This is a genomic window from Streptomyces sp. NPDC046379 (assembly GCF_055587785.1).
In genome coordinates this window covers 118,532-140,607 of record NZ_JBVJFP010000004.1, presented here as the reverse complement: position 1 = coordinate 140,607, position 22,076 = coordinate 118,532, and the positions used below count along the sequence as shown (strand labels likewise).

General features: G+C 73.6%; 1 protein-coding gene. It reads left to right on the top strand.

Going from position 1 to position 22,076, the window contains the following annotated elements:
* The first annotated feature begins 19 nt into the window (after positions 1 to 19).
* On the top strand, positions 20 to 22,075 hold the full coding sequence (locus ACZ6KF_RS09880; protein ID WP_469237975.1) for an SDR family NAD(P)-dependent oxidoreductase: 22,056 nt from the start codon (positions 20 to 22) through the stop codon (positions 22,073 to 22,075).
* Position 22,076 lies beyond the last annotated feature (1 nt).

Below are 22,076 nucleotides of genomic sequence, written 5' to 3'. Positions count from 1 at the left end.
GGACTCGGTGGACCTCACGATGGCGAACGACGACAAGCTCCTCGACTACCTCAAGCGTGTCACCGCCGACCTGCACCAGACCCGGCGCCGGCTCCAGGAGGTCGAGGGCCAGGAGCAGGAGCCCATCGCCATTGTGGCCATGAGCTGCCGCTACCCCGGCGGGATCGCGTCCCCCGAGGACTTGTGGGAGTTGGTGGCCGAAGGGCGCGACGCCATCACCGAGTTCCCCGCCGACCGCGGCTGGGACCTCGACCGGCTCGGCGGCGGGACCGACGGCGAGCACCTCGGCACGAGCTACGTCCACGAAGGCGGCTTCGTTCACGACGCCGGGGACTTCGACGCCGGCTTCTTCGGCATCAGCCCCAACGAGGCACTCGTCACCGACCCGCAGCAGCGGCTGATGCTGGAGGCGTCCTGGGAGGCCTTCGAACGCGCGGGCATCGACCCCGAGTCCCTGCGCGGCGGCCCCGTCGGCGTCTTCGCCGGATCCGGCATCCAGGACTACGAGCACCTCCTCGGCTCCGTCCCCGAGATCGCCGAAACGTACATGACCACCGGCAACGCGGCAGCGGTCATCTCCGGCCGCATCTCCTACACCCTCGGTCTGGAAGGCCCCGCGGTCACCGTCGACACCGCCTGCTCCTCGTCGCTGGTCGCCCTCCATCTCGCCGTACAGGCCCTGCGGCAGAAGGAGTGCACCCTGGCACTCGCCGGCGGCGTCATGGTGATGTCCACCCCTTCCCCCTTCATCGCCTTCAGCAAGCAGCGGGGCCTCGCCCCCGACGGCCGCTGCAAGTCCTTCGCCGAAGCCGCCGACGGCACCGGTTGGTCGGAGGGCGTCGGCGTCCTGCTGCTCGAACGGCTCTCCGACGCCAAGCGCAACCAGCACCCCGTGCTCGCCCTCGTCCGTGGCAGCGCGTTCAACCAGGACGGCGCCTCCAACGGCCTCACCGCCCCCAACGGCCGCGCCCAGCAACGCGTCATCCGCCAGGCCCTGGCCAACGCCCGGGTGCCCGCCGCCCAGATCGACGCCGTCGAGGGCCACGGCACCGGAACCACCCTCGGCGACCCGATCGAGGCCCAGGCCGTCCTGGCCGCCTACGGACAGGACCGCCCCCAGGACCGGCCCCTGTGGCTCGGCTCGATCAAGTCGAACATCGGCCATGCCCAGGCCGCCGCCGGCGTGGGCGGTGTCATCAAGATGGTGATGGCGATGCGGCACGGACTGCTGCCGCGCACCCTCCACGTCGACGAGCCGTCCACCCATGTCGACTGGACGGCCGGCCACGTGCGCCTCCTCACCGAGGCCACACCCTGGCCCGAGACCGACCACCCGCGCCGCGCCGGCGTCTCTTCGTTCGGCCTGAGCGGAACCAACGTCCACGTCATCGTGGAACAGGCGCCGGCCGACGCCACGGAAGCCTCGGAACCCGTCGCCGGCCGACCGGCCCCCGTTGCGCAGGCCACCCGAGCGCCGCTGCCCTGGCTCGTCTCGGGACGCGGCGCGCAGGCCCTGCGCGCCCAGGCGGCACGCCTTCACGACCACCTCACGACCGACGCCGCCACCCCCCTGGACATCGCCCACTCCCTCGCCACCTCCCGCGCGGCGCTCGAACACCGGGCGGTCGTGCTCACCGACACCCGCGACACTGGCCTCGCAGCCCTCAGCGCCCTCGCCGCCGACGAAGCCCGCCCCGGCGTCGTCCGGGGCGTGACCAACACCGGCTCGACCGCCTTCCTGTTCACGGGGCAGGGGGCGCAGCGGCTCGGTATGGGGCGGGAGTTGTATGCGGCTTATCCGGTGTTCGCGGCGGCGTTCGATGCGGTGGCGGGTGAGCTGGATGTGCTTCTCGACCGGCCGTTGCGGGATGTGGTGTGGGGCGAGGACGAGGGGCTGCTGAACGGGACGGGGTGTGCTCAGCCTGCTCTGTTTGCGTTTGAGGTGGCGTTGTTCCGGTTGGTGGAGTCGTGGGGGGTGCGGCCGGACTTCGTTGCGGGGCATTCCGTTGGCGAAATCGCTGCGGCGCATGTGGCGGGTGTGTTGTCGCTGGCGGATGCGGTGCGGTTGGTGGCTGCTCGGGGCCGGTTGATGGAGGCGTTGCCGGCGGGTGGGGCGATGGTGGCGGTGCAGGCGTCCGAGGACGAGGTACGGCCGCTGCTCACCGGCGATGCCAGCATTGCAGCGGTCAACGGCCCGCAGGCGGTGGTGGTTTCGGGGTCTGAGGATGCGGTCACCTTGGTCACCGCCGAACTGGAGGCCCGGGGCCGCAGGACGACCCGGCTTGCTGTCTCGCATGCGTTCCACTCGGTGTTGATGGAGCCGATGCTGGCCGAGTTCCGCGAGGTGGCCGACGGGCTTGCCTTCGGGCAGCCGGGGATAGCGGTGCTCTCGACGGTGAGCGGTGCTCTCGGCGAGGACCTGACCGATCCCGGCTACTGGGTGCGCCAGGTCCGGGAACCGGTCCGCTTCGCCGACACCGTCCGCGTCCTGGAGGCCGAAGGAGTCACCCGTTTCCTGGAAGTGGGCCCCGACGGCGTGCTGACCGGCATGGCCCGGCAGTCGGTCACCGACGACCGCACGGTCCTGACGGCGGCCTCGCGCCGTAACCGGCCGGAACCGGAGACGCTCGTCACCGCACTGGCCCAGCTGCACGTGACCGGCGTCAAGGTCGACTGGGAGGCGTACTTCGCCGGCACCGGCGCACGGCGCGTGGACCTGCCGACGTACGCCTTCCAGCGGGAGCGTTACTGGGTCGACGCCCCGCAGAACCTGCTCGGCGGCGGCCTCGGCGACGTGACCGCCGCAGGGCTCGCCGAGGCCGGGCATCCCCTGCTCGGCGCCGCCGTGATGCTCGCGGACTCCGACGGCGCGGTGCTCACCGGCCGGCTCTCCTCGGCCGTCCAGCCGTGGCTGGCGGACCACGTGGTCGGCGATTCGGTCCTGTTCCCCGGCACGGCCTTCGTCGAACTGGCGATCCGCGCGGGCGACCAGGTCGGCTGCGGCACCCTCGACGAACTGACCCTCCGGGCCCCGCTGACGCTCCCCCGGCGAGGCGGAGTGCAGATCCAGGTCGTGGTCGGCGCTCCCGACGCCTCGGGGCGGCGTGGCGTCACCGTCCACTCCCGTGCCGAGGACCAGCCGGACATCCCATGGACCCGGCACGCCGAAGGCGTACTGAGCCCCAGTCCCACGGCCCTCCCCGCCGGCCTCGCCCCCTGGCCGCCGACGGACGCCGTTCCCGTCGACACCGACCGCCTGTACGACGACTTCGCGGCCTCCGGGCTGCACTACGGGCCCGTCTTCCGCAGCCTGACGGCGGCATGGAGGTCCGGCGACGAGGTGTTCGCCGAGGTCGCCCTGCCCCCGTCGGAGGCGAGGAACGCCGACCGCTACGGCATCCACCCCGGGCTGCTCGACGCGGCTCTCCACGGGGCCCTGTTCACCGGCATGTTCGACGACGCGGGCGGTGCGGTGCTGCCGTTCGCCTGGTCGGGTGTGCGGCTGCACGCGGCCGGCGCGAGCAGCGTGCGCGTGCGCCTGGCGCCCACCGGTCGGAACGGCATCGCCCTGACCGTCGCCGACGGGGCCGGACAGCCGGTGCTGTCGGTGGACTCCCTCGTTCTGCGTCCCGCGGCCCAGCAGCAACTCGGCGCAGCGCACGCAGGGTTCCACGACTCGTTGTACTCCCTGAAGTGGACGCCCGTGCCCGCCCCGGCCGAGGGCGGCGCACTGACCGTCGCGGAATGGGCCACGCTGCCCGAGGCCGACGCTGCGGTCCCGGACGTCGTCGTCCTGCCCTGCGCGCCGGGCGCCGACGCCGCGGCGGTGCACGCGGCCGTTCACCGCGCGCTGGCCGTGGTGCAGAACTGGCTCGCCGACGACCGGTACGCCACCTCCACGCTCGTCGTCGCGACCAGAGGGGCCGTGGGCCTCCCCGGCGAGGCGGTCACGGACCTCGCGGGAGCCGCCGTCTGGGGTCTGGTGCGCGCGGCCCAGCTCGAGAACCCGGGCAGGTTCGTGCTCACGGACCTGGAACCCTGGGATGCCGCAGGCGACTTGGCGGTGCCGGCGGACCCGGCGGGTGTCACGGCCGTCGTCGGGTCCGGCGAGCCGCAGACCGTGGTGCGCGGGGGAGTCGTGCACGGGGCCCGCCTTGCGCGTGTCCCGCGCACCGAGGACGCCGGGCAGGGCGACGGGGGCCGGTTCGGCGACGGCACCGTCCTGGTCACCGGGGCGACCGGTGCCCTGGGCCGGCTCGTCTCCCGGCACCTCGTCAGTGCCCAGGGCGTACGGAGCCTGCTGCTCGCCGGCAGACGGGGCGCGGAGGCTCCCGGTGCCGACGATCTGGTGGCCGAACTGACCGCGCTCGGCGCCCAGGTCACGCTCGCCGCCTGTGACGTCACCGACCGGGACGCCCTCGCCGCCCTGCTCGACGGGGTCCCGCTGACCGGCGTCGTCCACTTGGCCGGCGTCCTGGACGACGCCATGACCCCGGACCTGACGCCCGAGCGGCTCAGTTCCGTACTGCGGCCCAAGGCGGACGCCGCCCTGCACCTGCACGAGCTGACCGCGGACAGGGACCTGGCCGCGTTCGTGCTGTTCTCCTCCGCGACCGGCGTGCTCGGCGCACCCGGCCAGGGCAACTACGGCGCAGCCAACGCGTTCCTCGACGCCCTCGCCGTACACCGCCGCTCCGCGGGGCTGCCCGCGCAGTCCCTGGCATGGGGCCTGTGGGCGGCAGGCATGGCCGACACCCTCACCGAGGCCGACCGGCAGCGCATGAACCGCAGCGGAGTCGGAGCCCTCACCGACGAGCAGGGCCTCGCGCTGCTGAACAGCGCGACGACCGTCGACGCGGCCACCGTGCTGCCGATCGCGCTCGACCTCAAGACCCTGAGCGAGGCGGGTGACCAACTGCCTCCGGTCTTCCGGGGCCTGGTCCGCGCACGCACACGACGCACCGCCACCGCCGCCCCGGCCGGCGCGGCGACGGCCCTGCGACGCAGGCTCTCCGCACTGCCCACGGACGAACGCGCCGCCGCGGTCCTCGAACTGGTCCGTGCCCACGTGGCACTGACGCTCGGCTACGGCGGCCCCGAGGCGGTGGACGAGCAACGCGCCTTCAGCGAACTGGGCTTCGACTCGCTGAGCGCGGTCGAGTTCCGCAACGCGCTGAACGAGGCCGCCGACGTACGGCTGCCCGCCACCCTCGTCTTCGACCACCCCACACCGGCCGTGCTGGCGCGGCACCTGCTGGATGAACTCTTCGGCACCGACGCGCCGCAAACCCCCGAGTCAACCGCGCCGGTCGCTGTGAGCAGGGTCAACACCGACGATCCGATCGCGATCGTCGGCATGGCCTGCCGCTACCCCGGCGGCGTGTCCTCACCGGACGACCTGTGGCGCCTGGTCGCCGACGGTGTCGACGCGATCTCCGAGTTCCCGGTGAACCGCGGCTGGGACACCGACCGCCTGTACGACCCGTCCGGCGAGCGCCCGTACACCACCTACACGCGGCAGGGCGGCTTCCTGCACGAGGCCGGCGACTTCGACCCCGCGTTCTTCGGCATCAGCCCCAACGAGGCCGCCATCATGGACCCCCAGCAGCACCTGCTGCTGGAGACCGCCTGGGAGGCCATCGAGCGCGCGGGCATCGACCCGGCCACGCTCAAGGGCAGCCCCACCGGCGTGTTCGCCGGCGTGATGTACCACGACTACGCCAACAACAGCAGCACCGGGGCCATCGCCTCCGGCCGCGTCTCCTATGTCTTCGGTCTCGAAGGCCCGTCGGTGACGGTGGATACCGCGTGTTCGTCGTCGTTGGTGTCGTTGCATCTGGCGGCGCAGGCGCTGCGGTCGGGGGAGTGCTCCCTGGCCCTGGCCGGCGGCGTCGCGGTCATGGCGACGCCCGAAGTCTTCGTCGAGTTCAGCCGCCAGCGGGGCCTTGCCGCGGACGGTCGGTGTCGTTCCTTTGCTGCGGGTGCTGGGGGTACGGGGTGGGGTGAGGGTGCTGGGGTCTTGTTGTTGGAGCGGTTGTCGGATGCGCGGCGGAACGGGCATCCGGTGCTGGCGGTGGTGCGTGGGTCGGCGGTGAATCAGGATGGTGCGTCGAATGGTCTGACGGCGCCGAACGGTCCGGCGCAGCGCCGGGTGATCCGGCAGGCGTTGGTGAATGCGGGCGTGTCGGCGGCGGATGTCGATGTGGTGGAAGCGCACGGTACCGGCACCCGGTTGGGAGACCCGATCGAGGCACAGGCCCTGCTCGCCACCTACGGCCAGGACCGGTCGCATGACGAGCCGTTGTGGCTGGGGTCGGTGAAGTCGAATCTGGGGCACACGCAGGCTGCTGCGGGTGTCGCGGGGGTCATCAAGATGGTGATGGCGATGCGGCACGGGGTATTGCCGCAGTCGCTTCATGCGGGCGAGCCCAGTTTGCGGGTGGACTGGTCCGAGGGCCGCGTCGAGCTGCTACGAGAGGCGGTGGTGTGGCCGGATCGGGGGCGGCCGCGTCGTGCGGGGGTGTCGTCGTTCGGGCTGAGCGGGACGAATGCGCATGTGATCGTGGAGCAGGCTCCGGAGTCCGGCGAGGTGGAGAGGCCGGTGGCTGGAGTGGGGTTGCCGGTGGTGCCGTGGGTGATGTCGGGGCGGACGGCGGCTGCGTTGGCGGGGCAGGCGGAGAAGCTGCTGCCGGTGGCTGGTGGGTGCGATGTGCTGGATGTGGCGTATTCGCTGGCCACGTCCCGGGCTGGGTTCGAGCATCGTGCGGTGGTGGTGGGTGAGGGTGTTGAGGCTCTGCGGGACGGTCTGAGTGGTGTGGCGGCTGGTGTGCCGGGGCCGGGTGTGGTGTCGGGGGTGGTGCGTCGGGGTGGGCGGACGGCGTTCCTGTTCACGGGGCAGGGGGCGCAGCGGCTCGGTATGGGCCGGGAACTGTATGCGGCTTATCCGGTGTTCGCGGCGGCGTTCGACGCGGTTGTCGGTGAGTTGGATGCGCTTCTCGACCGGCCTCTTCGCGAGGTGGTGTGGGGCGAGGACGGAGGGCTGTTGGAGCGGACCGGCTTCGCTCAGCCTGCGTTGTTTGCGTTTGAGGTGGCGTTGTTCCGGTTGGTGGAGTCGTGGGGGGTGCGGCCGGACTTCGTTGCGGGGCATTCGGTCGGTGAGGTGGCTGCGGCGCATGTGGCGGGTGTGTTGTCGCTGGCGGATGCGGTGCGGTTGGTGGCTGCTCGGGGCCGGTTGATGGAGGCGTTGCCGGCGGGTGGGGCGATGGTGGCGGTGCAGGCGTCCGAGGACGAGGTACGGCCGCTGCTCACCGGCGATGCCGGCATTGCAGCGGTCAACGGCCCGCAGGCGGTGGTGGTCTCGGGTGCGGAGAGCGCGGTGTCGGAGGTCGCGGCTCGTTTTGAGGCCGAGGGGCGGAAGACGACCCGCCTGGCGGTGTCCCACGCGTTCCACTCGTCGCTGATGGAGCCGATGCTCGCGGAGTTCCGTGAGGTCGCGAGTCGGCTGACGTATGCGCAGCCGCGGATAGCGGTGCTCTCGACGGTGAGCGGTGCTCTCGGCGAGGATCTGACCGATCCCGGCTACTGGGTGCGCCAGGTCCGGGAACCGGTCCGTTTCGCCGACACCATCCGCGTCCTGGAGGCCGAAGGCGTGACGCAGTTTCTCGAACTCGGCCCCGACGGTGTCCTGGCCGGGATGGCCCGGCAGAGCGTCGAGTCCGAAGACGCGGTTGTCGTGGCGGCCTCGCGCCGCAACCGTCCGGAACCAGAAACCCTCGTGACGGCCCTGGCCCACCTGCACACCGCAGGCGTCGCAGTCGACTGGGAAGCGTTCTTCACCGGGTCCGGTGCCCGTCGGGTCGAGCTGCCCACCTACGCCTTCCAGCGCGAGCGCTACTGGGTCGACACCCAGCAGTACCTGGCGAACTCCTGGCTGGGCGGCGAAGTGGGCGGTGTCCCGTCGGCGGGTCTGGTGTCTGCTGGGCATCCGTTGCTGGGTGCGGTGGTGCCGTCGCCGGATTCGGACGGGGTGACGTTCACGGGTCGGTTGTCGCTGGGTTCGCACGGGTGGATTGCGGATCATGCGGTGCTGGGCCGTGTGTTGTTGCCGGGTGCGGGTTTCGTGGAGCTGGCGACGTGGGTGGGGGACCAGGTCGGTTGCGGGGTTGTGGAGGAGCTTGCGCTGCAGGCGCCGCTGGTGCTGTCCGGGTCGGGGGGTGTGCGGGTCCAGGTCGTGGTGGGTGCGGGGGACGGTTCGGGCCGTCGTACGGTCTCGGTGCATGCGCGTGCGGAGGAGCAGGCGGACGGGGTGTGGACGCTGCATGCGGAGGGTGTGCTGGCCCCGGCTGGTTCGGAGCCGGAGTTCGAGTTGTCCGCGTGGCCGCCGGCGGATGCGTCTGCGATTGATCTGGCGGGGGCGTATGGGGGGCTTGCCGGTGTCGGGTATGAGTACGGGCCGACGTTCCAGGGGCTGAAGTCCGCTTGGCGGCGTGGTGACGAACTGTTCGCCGAGGTGGCGCTTCCGGACGCGTCCGCCGTCGAGGGGTTCGGGATTCATCCGGCGTTGCTGGATGCGGCGATGCATGTGGCTCTGGTCGGTGGTACCGAGGGTGGTGAGCCGGTGCTGCCGTTCGTGTGGAACGACGTGCGGTTGCACGCGGTGGGTGCGTCGGCGGTGCGGGTGCGGGTGACGAGGCCGACGTCGGAGAGCCTCACACTTGAGGTGGCCGATGCTTCCGGCCGGCCGGTGATGTCGGTCGGGTCGGTCGTCGGACGCCCGGTGTCCGCGCAGCAGTTGAGCGCTCCGGGCAAGGACTCCCTGTTCCGCATCGCTTGGACCCCGTCGCCCCTCGACGCCCGGGCCGAGCCGGAGTGGACGGCCTGGGAGGACCTGCCCGCGGACGGCGAACCCGTCACCGGAACCGTGGTCCTGACCTGCGCCGCCATGGAGGGTGACGTCCCGGCGGTGGTGCGGGCGCACACGCACCGTGTGCTGGACGTCGTACAGGAATGGCTGGCCGGGGAGCGGTTCGCGGAGGCGACGCTCGCCGTCGTCACGCACGGGGCCGTGGCCACCGAGGACGGCGCGCCGGTGGACATCACGCAGGCCCCCGTGTGGGGCCTCGTGCGCGCCGCACAGGCCGAGAACCCCGGCCGTTTCCTGCTCGTCGACACCGACGAGCCGAACGGCCCTCTCGCGGCACTGGCCCTTGGCGAGCCCGAGTCGGCGGTGCGTGAGGGTCGGGTGTTCGTGCCGAGGCTCGCGCGCGTCGACGCGTCCGCCGCCCGGGCGCCCGAGTCGTGGGACCCCGAGGGCACCGTCCTGATCACCGGCGGAACCGGCGGTCTCGGCGCCCTTGTGGCCCGCCACCTGGTCGCCGACCACGGCGTACGACGCCTGCTGTTGACCAGCCGCCGCGGACCGGACGCCCCCGGGGCCGCCGAGTTGAGCGCGGAGCTGACCGGTCTGGGCGCGCAGGTCGCCGTCGCCGCCTGCGACGTGACCGACGGGGAAGCCCTGGCCGAGCTGCTGGCCGGCATCCCCGCACCCCACCCTCTGCGCGGTGTCGTGCACATCGCGGGGCTCATCGACAACGGCCTGGTCGGCACTCTGACCCCCGAGCGACTGGACGCCGTCCTCGCGCCGAAGGCCGACGCGGCGTGGCATCTCCACGACCTGACGCGGGACCTCGACCTGACCGCCTTCGTGATGTTCTCCTCGGCCGGCGGCCTGGTGCTCGCCGCCGGCCAGGCCAACTACGCGGCGGCCAACGTCTTCCTGGACGCGCTCGCCCAGCACCGCCGAGCCGAAGGGCTTCCGGCGACGGCCATGGCGTACGGCCTCTGGGGCGTGCACACCGGCATGACCCGGGAACCGGACCTGGCCGCGGAGCGCATGGAGGCTCAGGGCCTGCCGGCGCTGCCGCCCGAACAGGGACTCGCACTCTTCGACGCCGCGCTGCGCTCGGGCCGCCCCGCCCTGGTGCCGCTGCGCGTCGAACCGGCCGTGCTGCGCGGACGCGGCGAGGAGATCCCGGCCCTGCTGCGTGGACTCGTACGACTGCCGGGCAGCCGGCGCGCACGCGCCACGGCCGGCGGGGCGGCCGACGGACTGCAACAGCGGCTGGCCGGGCTGGACGCGGCCGAACGGGACCGGGTCCTGCTCGACCTCGTGCGCGGCCAGGTGGCCGCGGTGCTCGGGCATGCCTCGGCCGACGCCGTCGAACCCGACCGTGCATTCCAGGAGTTGGGCTTCGACTCGCTGGCCGCGGTGGAACTGCGCAACAAGCTGGGCGCGGCGACCGGACAACGACTTCCCGCCACCCTGGTCTTCGACTACCCGACGGCCCGCGCCGTGGCCGACCACCTCGGCGCCTCGCTGACCGGCGCGGCGGCCGCCGTCGCCGGCTCGGCCATAGTCCGGACGGTCGAGGCGGCCGGCCGCGACGACGATCCGGTGGCGGTCATCGGCATGGCCTGCCGCTACCCCGGGGGCGTGTCGTCGCCGGAGGAACTGTGGCGGCTGGTCGCCGAGGGCGTCGACGCGATCTCCGAGTTCCCGGGCGACCGCGGCTGGGACGACGACGTCTACGACCCGCAGCCGGGCACGCCCGGCAAGACGTACGCGCGCCGGGGCGGGTTCCTCGACGACGCCGCGGACTTCGACAGCGACTTCTTCGGCATCAGCCCCAACGACGCGCTGATGATGGACCCTCAGCAGCGGCTCCTGCTGGAGACGGCGTGGGAGGCCATCGAGCGGGCCGGGATCACTCCCGCCTCGCTGAAGGGCAGCTCCACCGGCGTGTTCGCCGGGTTGATGTACCACGACTACGGGCTGGGCGAGGCGGCGGCCAGTGCCGGTGGCAGCCTCGTGTCGGGACGCACGTCGTACGTGCTCGGCCTCGAAGGCCCTTCGGTGACGGTGGACACGGCGTGTTCGTCGTCGTTGGTGTCGCTGCATCTGGCGGCGCAGGCCCTGCGGTCGGGCGAGTGCTCGCTGGCGCTGGCCGGCGGCGTCGCGGTGATGGGCACGCCGGGCATGTTCGTGGAGTTCAGCAGGCAGCTCGGCCTGGCGCCCGACGGGCGGTCGAAGTCGTTCGCCGCGTCGGCCGACGGCGTCGCATGGTCCGAGGGTGCGGGCGTACTGCTGCTGGAGCGCCTGTCCGACGCCCGCCGCAACGGCCACCCCGTGCTCGCGGTCATCCGCGGCTCCGCCGTCAACCAGGACGGCGCCTCCAACGGGATGACAGCGCCCAACGGCCCCTCGCAGCAGCGGGTGATCCGCCAGGCGCTGGCCAACGCCCGCCTCGCCGCCGCCGACGTCGACCTCGTGGAGGCGCACGGTACGGGCACGCGGCTGGGCGACCCGATCGAGGCGCAGGCCCTGCTGGCGACGTACGGCCAGGACCGCCCGCAGGACGACCCGGTGTGGCTGGGCTCCATCAAGTCGAACATCGGCCACGCCCAGGCCGCCGCCGGTGTCGCCGGCGTCATCAAGATCGTCCAGGCGTTCCGGAACCGGACCATGCCGAGGACGCTCCACGTCGACGCGCCCTCCCCGCACGTCGACTGGTCGGAGGGCAATGCCCGGCTGCTCACCGAGGCCCGCGAGTGGGCGCCGAACGGCCACCCCCGCCGCGCCGCGGTCTCGGCCTTCGGCATCAGTGGCACGAACGCGCACGTCATCGTGGAGGAGGCACCACCGCACCAGGACGAGCCCGCCTCCGACCGACGACGGCCCGTACCCGCTCTGCCCTGGGTGCTCTCGGCCCGCAGCCGGGCCGCGCTGGCCGAGCAGGCACAGCGACTGCTCCCGTCGGCGACCGAACACGATGCCCTGGACCTCGCGTACTCGCTGGCCACGACCCGGACGGCGTTCGAGTACCGGGCGGCCCTCGTGGGCACGGACAGCGATGCTCTCCTGCGCGGCCTGACGGCGGTCGCGGAAGGCCGCAACGCCCCGGCGGTGATGACGGGGTACACCCGGCGGGCCGGTTCTACGGCGTTCTTGTTCACGGGGCAGGGGGCGCAGCGGCTCGGTATGGGCCGGGAGTTGTATGCGGCTTATCCGGTGTTCGCGGCGGCGTTCGATGCGGTGGCGGGCGAGTTGGATGTGCTTCTCGACCGGCCGTTGCGGGATGTGGTGTGGGGCGAGGACGGAGGGCTGTTGGAGCGGACCGGCTTCGCTCAGCCTGCTCTGTTTGCGTTTGAGGTGGCGTTGTTCCGGTTGGTGGAGTCGTGGGGGGTGCGGCCGGACTTCGTTGCGGGGCATTCGGTCGGTGAGGTGGCTGCGGCGCATGTGGCGGGTGTGTTGTCGCTGGCGGATGCGGTGCGGTTGGTGGCTGCTCGGGGCCGGTTGATGGAGGCGTTGCCGGCGGGTGGGGCGATGGTGGCGGTGCAGGCGTCCGAGGACGAGGTACGGCCGCTGCTCACCGGCTGTGTCGGCATTGCAGCGGTCAACGGCCCGCAGGCGGTGGTGGTTTCGGGGTCTGAGGACGCGGTCACCTTGGTCACCGCCGAACTGGAGGCCCGGGGCCGCAGGACGACCCGGCTTGCTGTCTCGCATGCGTTCCACTCGGTGTTGATGGAGCCGATGCTGGCCGAGTTCCGTGAGGTGGCCGACGGGCTTGCCTTCGGGCGGCCGGGGATAGCGGTGCTCTCGACGGTGAGCGGTGCTCTCGGCGAGGATCTGACCGATCCCGGTTACTGGGTGCGCCAGGTCCGGGAACCGGTCCGTTTCGCCGACACCGTCCGCGTCCTGGAGGCCGAAGGCGTCACGCAGTTCCTCGAACTCGGCCCCGACGGTGTGCTTAGCGGGATGGCCCGGCAGAGCGTCGAGTCCGAAGACGCGGTTGTCGTGGCGGCCTCACGCCGCAACCGTCCGGAACCAGAAACCCTCGTGACGGCCCTGGCCCACCTGCACACCGCAGGCGCCGCAGTCGACTGGGAAGCGTTCTTCACCGGGACCGGTGCGCGGCGGATCGACCTGCCGACCTACGCCTTCCAGCGCCGCCGCTACTGGGTTCCGCCCGTGACACCCCACACCGACGCCACCGCCGCCGGCCAGACGGCTCTGGACCACCCGGTCCTGGCCGCCGCGGTCCCCGCCCCGGACGGACAGACCGTCACCTTCACCGCCCGCCTGTCCGCCACCACCCACCCCTGGATCACCGACCACGACGTCCTGGGCACCGTCCTGCTCCCCGGCACCGCCTTCGTCGAACTCGCCGTCACCGCAGGCAGCCACCTCGGCTGCCCCGCCCTGGAAGAACTCGCCCTCCAAACCCCCCTCACCCTCCCCGCCACCGGCGGCATCCAGGTACAGGTCCTGGTCGGCGCCCCCGACACCTCCGGACGGCGCGGCGTCACCATCCACTCCCGCCCCGAAACCCACGAGCAGGACGCCTGGACCCTCCACGCACAAGGCACCCTCACCCCACCCACCCCCCACACCACCCCCGCCCCCGCCCCCGACCCCTGGCCCCCCACCGGCGCCACCCCCCTCGACCTCACCCACGCCTACGACCGCCTCGCCGGCCTCGGCTACCACTACGGCCCCGCCTTCCAAGGCCTCACCTCCGCCTGGCAACACGGCCACGACCTCTACGCCAACATCACCCTCCCCGACCACACCCACCCCGACGCCACCCGCTTCACCCTCCACCCCGCCCTCCTCGACGCCGCCCTCCACCCCGCCCTCCTCGACGGCGGCGACCGGACAGCCCTGCCCTTCGTCTGGAACCAGGTCCGCCTCTACGCCACCGGAGCGACGACGGTCCGCGTCCGGCTCACCCGGCCCACCCCCGAGAGCCTCAGCCTGGAGGCCACGGACGCCATGGGCCGACCGGTCGTCTCGGTGGGCTCGGTGGTCAGCCGCCCGGCGTCGGAGCAGCAACTCGCCCTCGCACGGGCCGACTTCCACGAGAATCTCTTCACCTTCGAGTGGCTGCCCGCACCGAGCCCGGCGGCCCCGGCCGCACCCCGCACCCGCACCGCGACCGACTGGGACACGTTGGACCCCCGGGCTCCGGTCCCGGACGTCGTCGTCCTCACGACCGAACCGGGCACGACGGCCGAAGCGGTGCACACTCGGGTCAACAGCGTGCTCGGCGTTCTCCAGACCTGGCTCACCGAGGAGCGCTTCAGCGATTCGACCCTGTTGATCGTCACGCACGGCGCGGTGGCCGTGCTGCCCGGCGAGGACGTGACGGACCTGGCCGGCGCCGCCGTTTGGGGGCTGGTGCGGGCGGCCCAGATGGAGCACCCCGGCCGGTTCGTCATGGCAGACCTGGACGGACCCGTCACCGAGGCCCGCCTCGCGACGGTACTCGGCACCGGCGAGCCCCAGGCGGCCCTCCGGGACGACACACCCCACACCCCCCGTCTGACCCGCACCCCCCTGACTCCCACCCGCACCAGCCCCGGCGCCACCGCCGCCCCCACCACGAACACCACTCCAGCCACTCCCACCACCTCCACTCCCACCGCCCCCGCCACCACCCCCTTCTCCACCGGCACCATCCTGCTGACCGGCGCCACCGGCGCCCTCGGCCGTCTCCTCGCCCGGCATCTGATCACCGAGCACGGCGCACGCCACCTGCTCCTGGCCGGCCGGCGAGGCCCCGCCGCCCCCGCCGCGGCGCAGCTGTCCGACGAACTCACCGCCCTCGGCGCCGGCGTCACCCTCGCGGCCTGCGACGCGTCCGACCGCGACGCACTCGCCGGGCTGCTGGCCGGCATTCCCGCCGACCGCCCGCTGACCGCGGTGATCCACCTGGCCGGCGTCCTGGACGACGGCCTCCTCGGCACCCTCACCCCGGAGCGGATGTCCGGCGTCCTGCGCCCCAAGGTGGACGCCGCGCTGAACCTGCACGAGTTGACCGCGGACCTCGACCTCGCCGCCTTCGTGCTGTTCTCCTCCGGCACGGGCGTCGTCGGCGGCGCGGGCCAGGCCAACTACGCCGCGGCCAACGCCTTCCTCGACGCCCTCGCCGCCCACCGGCGGGCGAAGGGCCTGCCGGGACAGTCGCTGGCCTGGGGACTGTGGACGGCGGGTATGGCCGACGGGCTCGGCGACGCCGACCTCCGGCGCATGAGCCGTAACGGCGTCGGCGCGCTCGACGCCGACCGTGGCCTGGCCCTGTTCGACGCCGCCACGGCGACGGACGCGGCCCTGCTGGTGCCGATGGTGCTCGATTCGAAGGTCCTGGCCGAGGCGGGCGAGGCACTGCCGCACGTCTTCCGGGCACTCGTACGCCCGCTCACACGTCGGACAGCCACCGCCCCAGCCCGTCCGGCGGGACACGCCGATAACGGAGCCGTGAGCGGAGCCGGGACCGGAACCGCAATCGGAGCCGGACTCGGAGCCGAAAGGCAGGCACTGGAAAGCCGGCTGACGGGTCTCGCCGTCGAGGAGCGCGAGGCCCTGCTGCTGGACCTGGTCCGCGGGTACGCCGCCGGCGTGCTGGGCCACGCCTCGGGCGACACCATCGAACCGGACCGGGCCTTCAGCGAGTTGGGCTTCGACTCGCTCACCGCGGTGGAGTTCCGCAACGCCCTCGGCCGGGCCGCCGGCGTCCGGCTGCCCGCCACCCTGGTCTTCGACCACCCGACCCCTGCCGTGCTGGCGCGGCATCTGCTCGACGAGCTCTCGGAACGTGACGAGCGGCGACAGCCCGGCGCGGCGCGGACCGGCGCCGCCGATCCGGCGGATCGGGACGATCCGATCGCGATCGTCGCCATGGCCTGCCGTTACCCGGGCGGGGTGGCCACACCGGAGGACCTGTGGCGGCTGGTGGCGGAGCAGGCCGACGCCGTCTCCGGTTTCCCCCTCGACCGCGGCTGGGACGAGAACGTCTACGACCCGGAGGTCGGCAAGCCCGGCAGGACGTACACCCGGTCCGGCGGTTTCCTGCACGACGCCGCCGAGTTCGACGCCGGCTTCTTCGGCATCTCGCCGCGTGAGGCGCTCGGCATGGACCCGCAGCAGCGGCTCCTGCTGGAGACCTCCTGGGAGGCCCTGGAGCGGGCCGGGATCGACCCGGCGACGCTGAAGGGCAGTTCGACCGGCGTGTACGCCGGCGTGATGTACCACGACTACGGTGGCGACAACGCGGGCAGCGTCGTCTCCGGCCGCGTCGCCTACACCCTGGGCCTTCAGGGTCCGGCGATGACCGTGGACACGGCCTGCTCCTCCTCCCTGGTGTCCCTGCACCTCGCGGCGCAGGCACTGCGCTCGGGCGAGTGCTCCCTGGCGCTCGCCGGCGGTGTGACCGTCATGGCCACCCCGCAGACGCTGATCTACTTCAGCGAACAGCGGGGCCTCGCCCCCGACGGGCGCTGCAAGTCCTTCGCCGGGGCCGCGGACGGCACCGGATGGGCGGAAGGCGCGGGCGTGCTGCTGCTGGAGCGCCTCTCCGACGCCCGGCGCCACGGTCACCCCGTCCTCGCGGTGATCCGCGGCTCGGCGGTCAACTCCGACGGCGCGTCCAACGGGTTCACCGCCCCCAACGGGCCGGCCCAGCAGCGCGTGATCCGGCAGGCCCTCGCCAACGCGGGCCTGTCCGCCGCCGAGGTGGACGCCGTGGAGGCGCACGGTACGGGCACGCGGCTCGGCGACCCGATCGAGGCACAGGCACTGCTCGCGACGTACGGCCGGGAGAGGCCGGAGGACCGGCCGCTGTGGCTCGGCTCGATCAAGTCCAACATCGGGCACACGCAGGCGGCCGCCGGTGCGGCGGGCATCATCAAAATGGTGATGGCCATGCGGCACGGCACGCTGCCGCCGACCCTGCACATCGACGAGCCGAGCCCGCACGTCGACTGGACCGAGGGCAACATCGCCCTGCTCACCGAGGCGCGCCCGTGGCCGGCCGGGACCGGCCCCCGACGCGCCGCGGTCTCCTCCTTCGGGCTGAGCGGCACCAACGCCCACGTCATCATCGAGGCCGCCCCGGCGGCCGACGCCCCGGCTGTCGAACCGGCCGGTGAAGCGCCGCAGCAGACGGCGCCCCTGCCGGTGCTCCCTTGGATACTGTCCGCCCGCACCCCCGCCGCGCTCGCCGCCCAGGCCCGCAAACTCCTCCGGTTCACCACCGATCACACCCAGCACACCGAAGACGCCGAGGAGGCCGAGCCCACCGGACCCGGCAGCCGCGCCGACCACAGCGCGCCGCCCACCCCCCTGAACCTGGCCTACTCGCTGGCCACTTCGCGTGTCGCCCTCCCGCACCGGGCCGCGATCACCGGCACCGGACCGGAAGACCTGCGCCGCGGACTGACCGCCCTCGCCGAGGGCGCGTCCGACCCGGGCGTCATCCTCGGTGCGGCCCGCCGCGCCGGCCGCACCGCCTTCCTCTTCCCGGGACAGGGGGCGCAACGGGTCGGCATGGGACGGGAGTTGTACGAGGCGTTCCCGGTGTTCGCGGAGGCCTTCGACGCCGTGGTCGGGGAGCTGGACGCCCATCTGGGGCAGCCGCTGCGGGACGTGATGTGGGGAGAGGACCAGGAGGCGCTGAACCGGACGGGGTTCGCGCAGCCCGCGCTGTTCGCCCACGGAGTGGCGTTGTTCCGGCTGGTGGAGTCGTGGGGGGTGCGGCCTGACCTCCTGGCCGGTCATTCGGTCGGCGAGCTCGCCGCCGCCCACGTCGCCGGCGTGCTGTCCCTGCCCGACGCCGCCGAACTCGTCGCGGCCCGCGCCCGGTCGATGCAGGCGCTGCCCGCCGGCGGCGCCATGGTGGCGGTGCAGGCGACCGAGGACGAGATACGGCCTTGGCTCACCGACCGGGTCGGCATCGCCGCGGTCAACGGGCCGCGGGCGGTGGTGATCTCCGGGCCGGAGGACGACGTCGTCGAACTGGCGGCGCGCTTCGAGGCCGAGGGGCGCCTGACGTCCTGGCTGCGGGTGTCGCACGCCTTCCACTCACCGCTCATGGAACCGATGCTGGCCGGCTTCCGGGAGACGGCGGCCAGGCTGTCGTACGAGCGACCGCGCACACCCGTCGTGTCCACGGTGACCGGCGGGATCGCCGAGGAGCTGACCGACCCCGAGTACTGGGTGCGGCAGGTGCGCGAGCCGGTGCGGTTCGCCGACGCGGTGCGGTGCCTGGAGGAGCAAGGAGCCGTCCGATTCCTGGAGTTGGGGCCCGACCGGGCGGCCGTGGCGCTCGCCGGCCAGTCGGTCGCCGACGAGCGGGCGGTGCTGGTCGCGGCGGCCCGCCGTGGCCACCCCGAGCCCGCGACGCTGGTCGCCGCCCTGGCCCGGCTGCACACGTCCGGCGCGGCGGTGGACTGGCGGGCGTTCTTCGCCGGCTCGGGCGCCCGCCGCACGGACCTGCCGACGTACGCCTTCCAGCGGGATCGGTACTGGGTCGAGTCGGAGCGGACGGCGTCCGACGCCTCCTCCGTCGGCCAGCTCGCGCTGGACCACCCCCTGCTCGCGGCGGCGGTCCCCGAGCCCGACTCGGGCGCCGTCACCTTCACCGCCCGGCTGTCGCTGTCCGGGCAGACCTGGATCGCCGACCACCAGGTGCTGGGCAGCGTCCTGCTGCCGGGCACGGGCTTCGTGGAACTGGCGGTCCGCGCCGGCGACCACGTCGGCTGCGACACGCTGGACGAGCTCACGCTCCAGGCGCCGCTGACGCTCACCGAGGACGGCGGCGTCTGCCTGCAGACCGTCCTCGGGGCACCGGACGACCACGGCCGACGACGCGTGCGCGTCCACTCCCGCGCCGAGGGCGAGCCCGGCGCCCCGTGGACCTGCCACGCGGACGGAACGCTGTCCACGGGCGCCCCGGCACCCGCGGACGGCCTCGCGCACTGGCCCCCGGCGGACGCCGCCGAACTCGACACGGGCGGCGTCTACGACGTGATGCGCGAGCACGGCTTCGGCTACGGGCCGGTCTTCCAGGGGCTCACGTCGGCCTGGCGACGCGGCGAGGAGCTGTTCGCCGAGGTGACCCTGCCCGAGCGGGCGCACACCGACGCGGCACGGTACGGGATCCACCCCGCTCTCCTCGACGCCGCCCTGCACGCCCTGGGGCTCGGCGGCCCCGTCACGGACGCCAACGAGGCGGCGCAAACCCTCGTGCCGTTCTCCTGGAACGGCGTCACCCTGCACGCGGCCGGCGCGACCTCGCTGCGCGTACGGCTCTCTCCCGCCGAGGGACGGAAGGACGCCGTACGCCTGGACCTCGCCGACTCCGGCGGCGCCCCGGTCGCCTCGGTGGCCGCGCTGGTGCTGCGCCCGGTGACCACGGAACAACTCGGGGGAGCGGCAAGCGGCTACGGCGACTCCCTGCTGGGCGTCGAATGGCGCCCGGCAGCGGAAACCGGGCGGACCGCGACGGTGGCGCCGAGCTGGGCAGTGATCGGCGACGCGGCACAACTCCCCCCGGGCATCACGCGGTTCACCGATCTGGACGCCCTGGCCGAGTCCGGTGGGACCGTGCCCGAGGCGGTGGTCCTCCTGGTGCCCGCCGCCGACGGGGAGCACGTTCCCGACGGGGTCCGCGCGGCGGTCCGGTCCGTACTCGAGCCGGTGCGGGCGTGGGCGGCCGACGAGCGGTTCGCCGCGTCGCGGCTGGTCGTGGCGACGCGGGGCGCGGTGGCCACGGCCGACGGCGACCCGGTCGACGTGCGGCAGGCCCCGGTGTGGGGACTGGTGCGCGCGGCTCGGGCGGAGAACCCGGGCCGGTTCGCGCTCGTGGACCTGGAGGGCCCGGAAGGCCTGGAGGGCTCGGAGGGCTCGGAGGGCCCGGAGGACCCGCGAGGCCGGGAGGAGCGCGCGGCCGGCGCCCGGCCGGGCCCCTGGTCCGGCCTCGCGGCGGCACTCGCGTCCGGTGAGCCCGAGGCGGCCGTCCGGGACGGGCGAGTGCTCGTGCCCCGGCTGGCGCGGGTGCCGGTCGCGGACGACCGGGCCCCCGTGTGGGACCCCGACGGCACAGTGCTGATCACCGGCGGCACCGGAGGGCTCGGCGCGCTGCTGGCCCGGCATCTGGTGGCCGAGCACGGGGTCCGGCAACTGCTGCTCACCAGCCGTCGTGGCCCGCAGGCGCCCGGCGCCGCCGAGCTGACGGCCGAGCTGGCGCGGCTCGGCGCCCGGGCGGTCGTGGCCGCCTGCGACGTGGCGGACCGGGACGCCCTGGCACGGCTGCTGGCGGACATCCCCGCGGAGCATCCGCTGCGCGCGGTGGTGCACGCGGCCGGCGTGGCCGACAACGGGCTGGTCGGCGCGCTCACCCTCGAACGCTTCGACGGGGTGCTGGCGCCGAAGGCGGACGCGGCCTGGCATCTGCACGAGCTGACCCGGGACCTGGACCTGTCGGCGTTCGTGCTGCTGTCCTCCGCCGGCGGTCTGGTCATGGCCGCCGGACAGGGCAGTTACGCGGCGGCCAACGTGTTCCTCGACGGGCTGGCCCAGCGCCGCCGGGCCGAAGGGCTCCCGGCGACCGCGCTGGCGTACGGGCTGTGGGACGTGGACACGGGCCTCAGCCAGTGGCTGACCGAGGCCGACCGGCAGCGCATGCGCCGCTCGGGCACACCGGCGATGCCCCTGGCGGAGGCGCTGTGGCTCTTCGACGCGGCCCCGGCAACGGGGCGGGCCGCACTGGCGCCCCTGCGGGTGGACACGGCCGCCCTGCGCACCAGGACCGACGAGGTCCCGGCCCTGCTGCGCGGACTGGCTCCCACGGCCCGCCGACGGGCCGCGGCGGCCGGGCCCGTGCCGGACGGCGGCGCACTGCGCGACCGGCTCACCGGGCTCGGCGACGACGAGGCCGCCCGGCTGGTCCTGGACACCGTGCTCGGCTGCGCCGCCCAGGTGCTCGGGCACGCCGACGCGTCCGCCGTCGACCCCGAGAGCGGCTTCCTGGAAGCCGGCTTCGACTCGCTGACCGCGGTGGAGCTGCGCAACCTGCTCAACACCGCGACCGGGCTGAACCTCTCGGCCATGGCGGTCCTCGACAGCAAGAACCCGGCCGAACTCGCCCAGCGCCTGCACGCCCGTCTCACCGCCCCGGCGGGCACCGCGGATCCCGTGGGACGGACTCCCGGCCGACCCGGCGCCTCACCGGTCGCCGGACGGCGCGAGGAGACCCTGTACGACCTGTTCCTCGGCGCGATCCTGAGAGGCAACGCACGGCAGGGCATGGCGATGCTCCAGGCCGTCGCCGCCCTGCGGCCCACCTTCGGGAGCACCGCCGATCTGCCCGCCCTGCCGGCTCCGGTGGCCTTCCCGGCCCGCCCGCAGCCCGCGGACGGGCCCGAGCGGCCCCGGCTGATCTGCCTGAGCACGCCGACCGTGGCCGGCGGAGTGCACCAGCACGCCCGCCTCGCGGCCCGCCTCTCCCTGCCCGTCGTCGCGCTGCCCACCCCGGGCTTCGGCCGGGACGAGAGCCTGCCCGCCACCTGGGACGCGGCCGTGCGCGTACTGACCGACAGCGTGCTGGCGGCGGCCGGCGGACAGCCGTTCGTCCTGTACGGCTTCTCATCCGGAGGCCTGCTCGCCCACGCGACCGTCGCCCGCCTCGAACGGGAGCACGACGTTCGGCCGGTGGCGCTCATCATGGCCGACACCTATCGGGTGGGCCACGGCATCAACGAGGCGATCTTCGACCGGATGGCGTACGCGGTCGAGGAACGAGCGGCCGTCCTCGGTGAGTTCAGCAGTGCGGAACTCACCGCCATGGGCCGCTACGCCGAACTCCTGCCGCAGTTCCGGCAGGAGAGCATCGACACCCCGCTGCTGTTCGTCCAGGCGGGCGACCCCTTCGCGACGGACGCGGAAACCACGTCGGGAAGGGAACCCACGACGGGACCGGAACCCGCCACGACCCCGGAACCCGCCACGACCCGGGAACCCTTGTCGGACCGAGAATCCGCCGCGGACGCGAAGTCCACGGCACCGCCCGCGCCCCGGGCGACGGACTGGCAGGCGACCTGGGACGCCGCCGACGCCGTGCGCACGGTGCCCGGCACCCACTTCACCATCGCCGAACAGGACGCCCCGACCACCGCGCAGGCCATCGACGAGTGGCTGGCGCGACTGTCGCGGGCCGCGACCGGGCGGCGGGACGCATGAG

Coding starts and splice junctions, on each gene's coding strand:
- ACZ6KF_RS09880 (WP_469237975.1), top strand. CDS start 20: ATGGCGAACGACGACAAGCTCCTCGACTACCTCAAGCGTGTCACCGCC.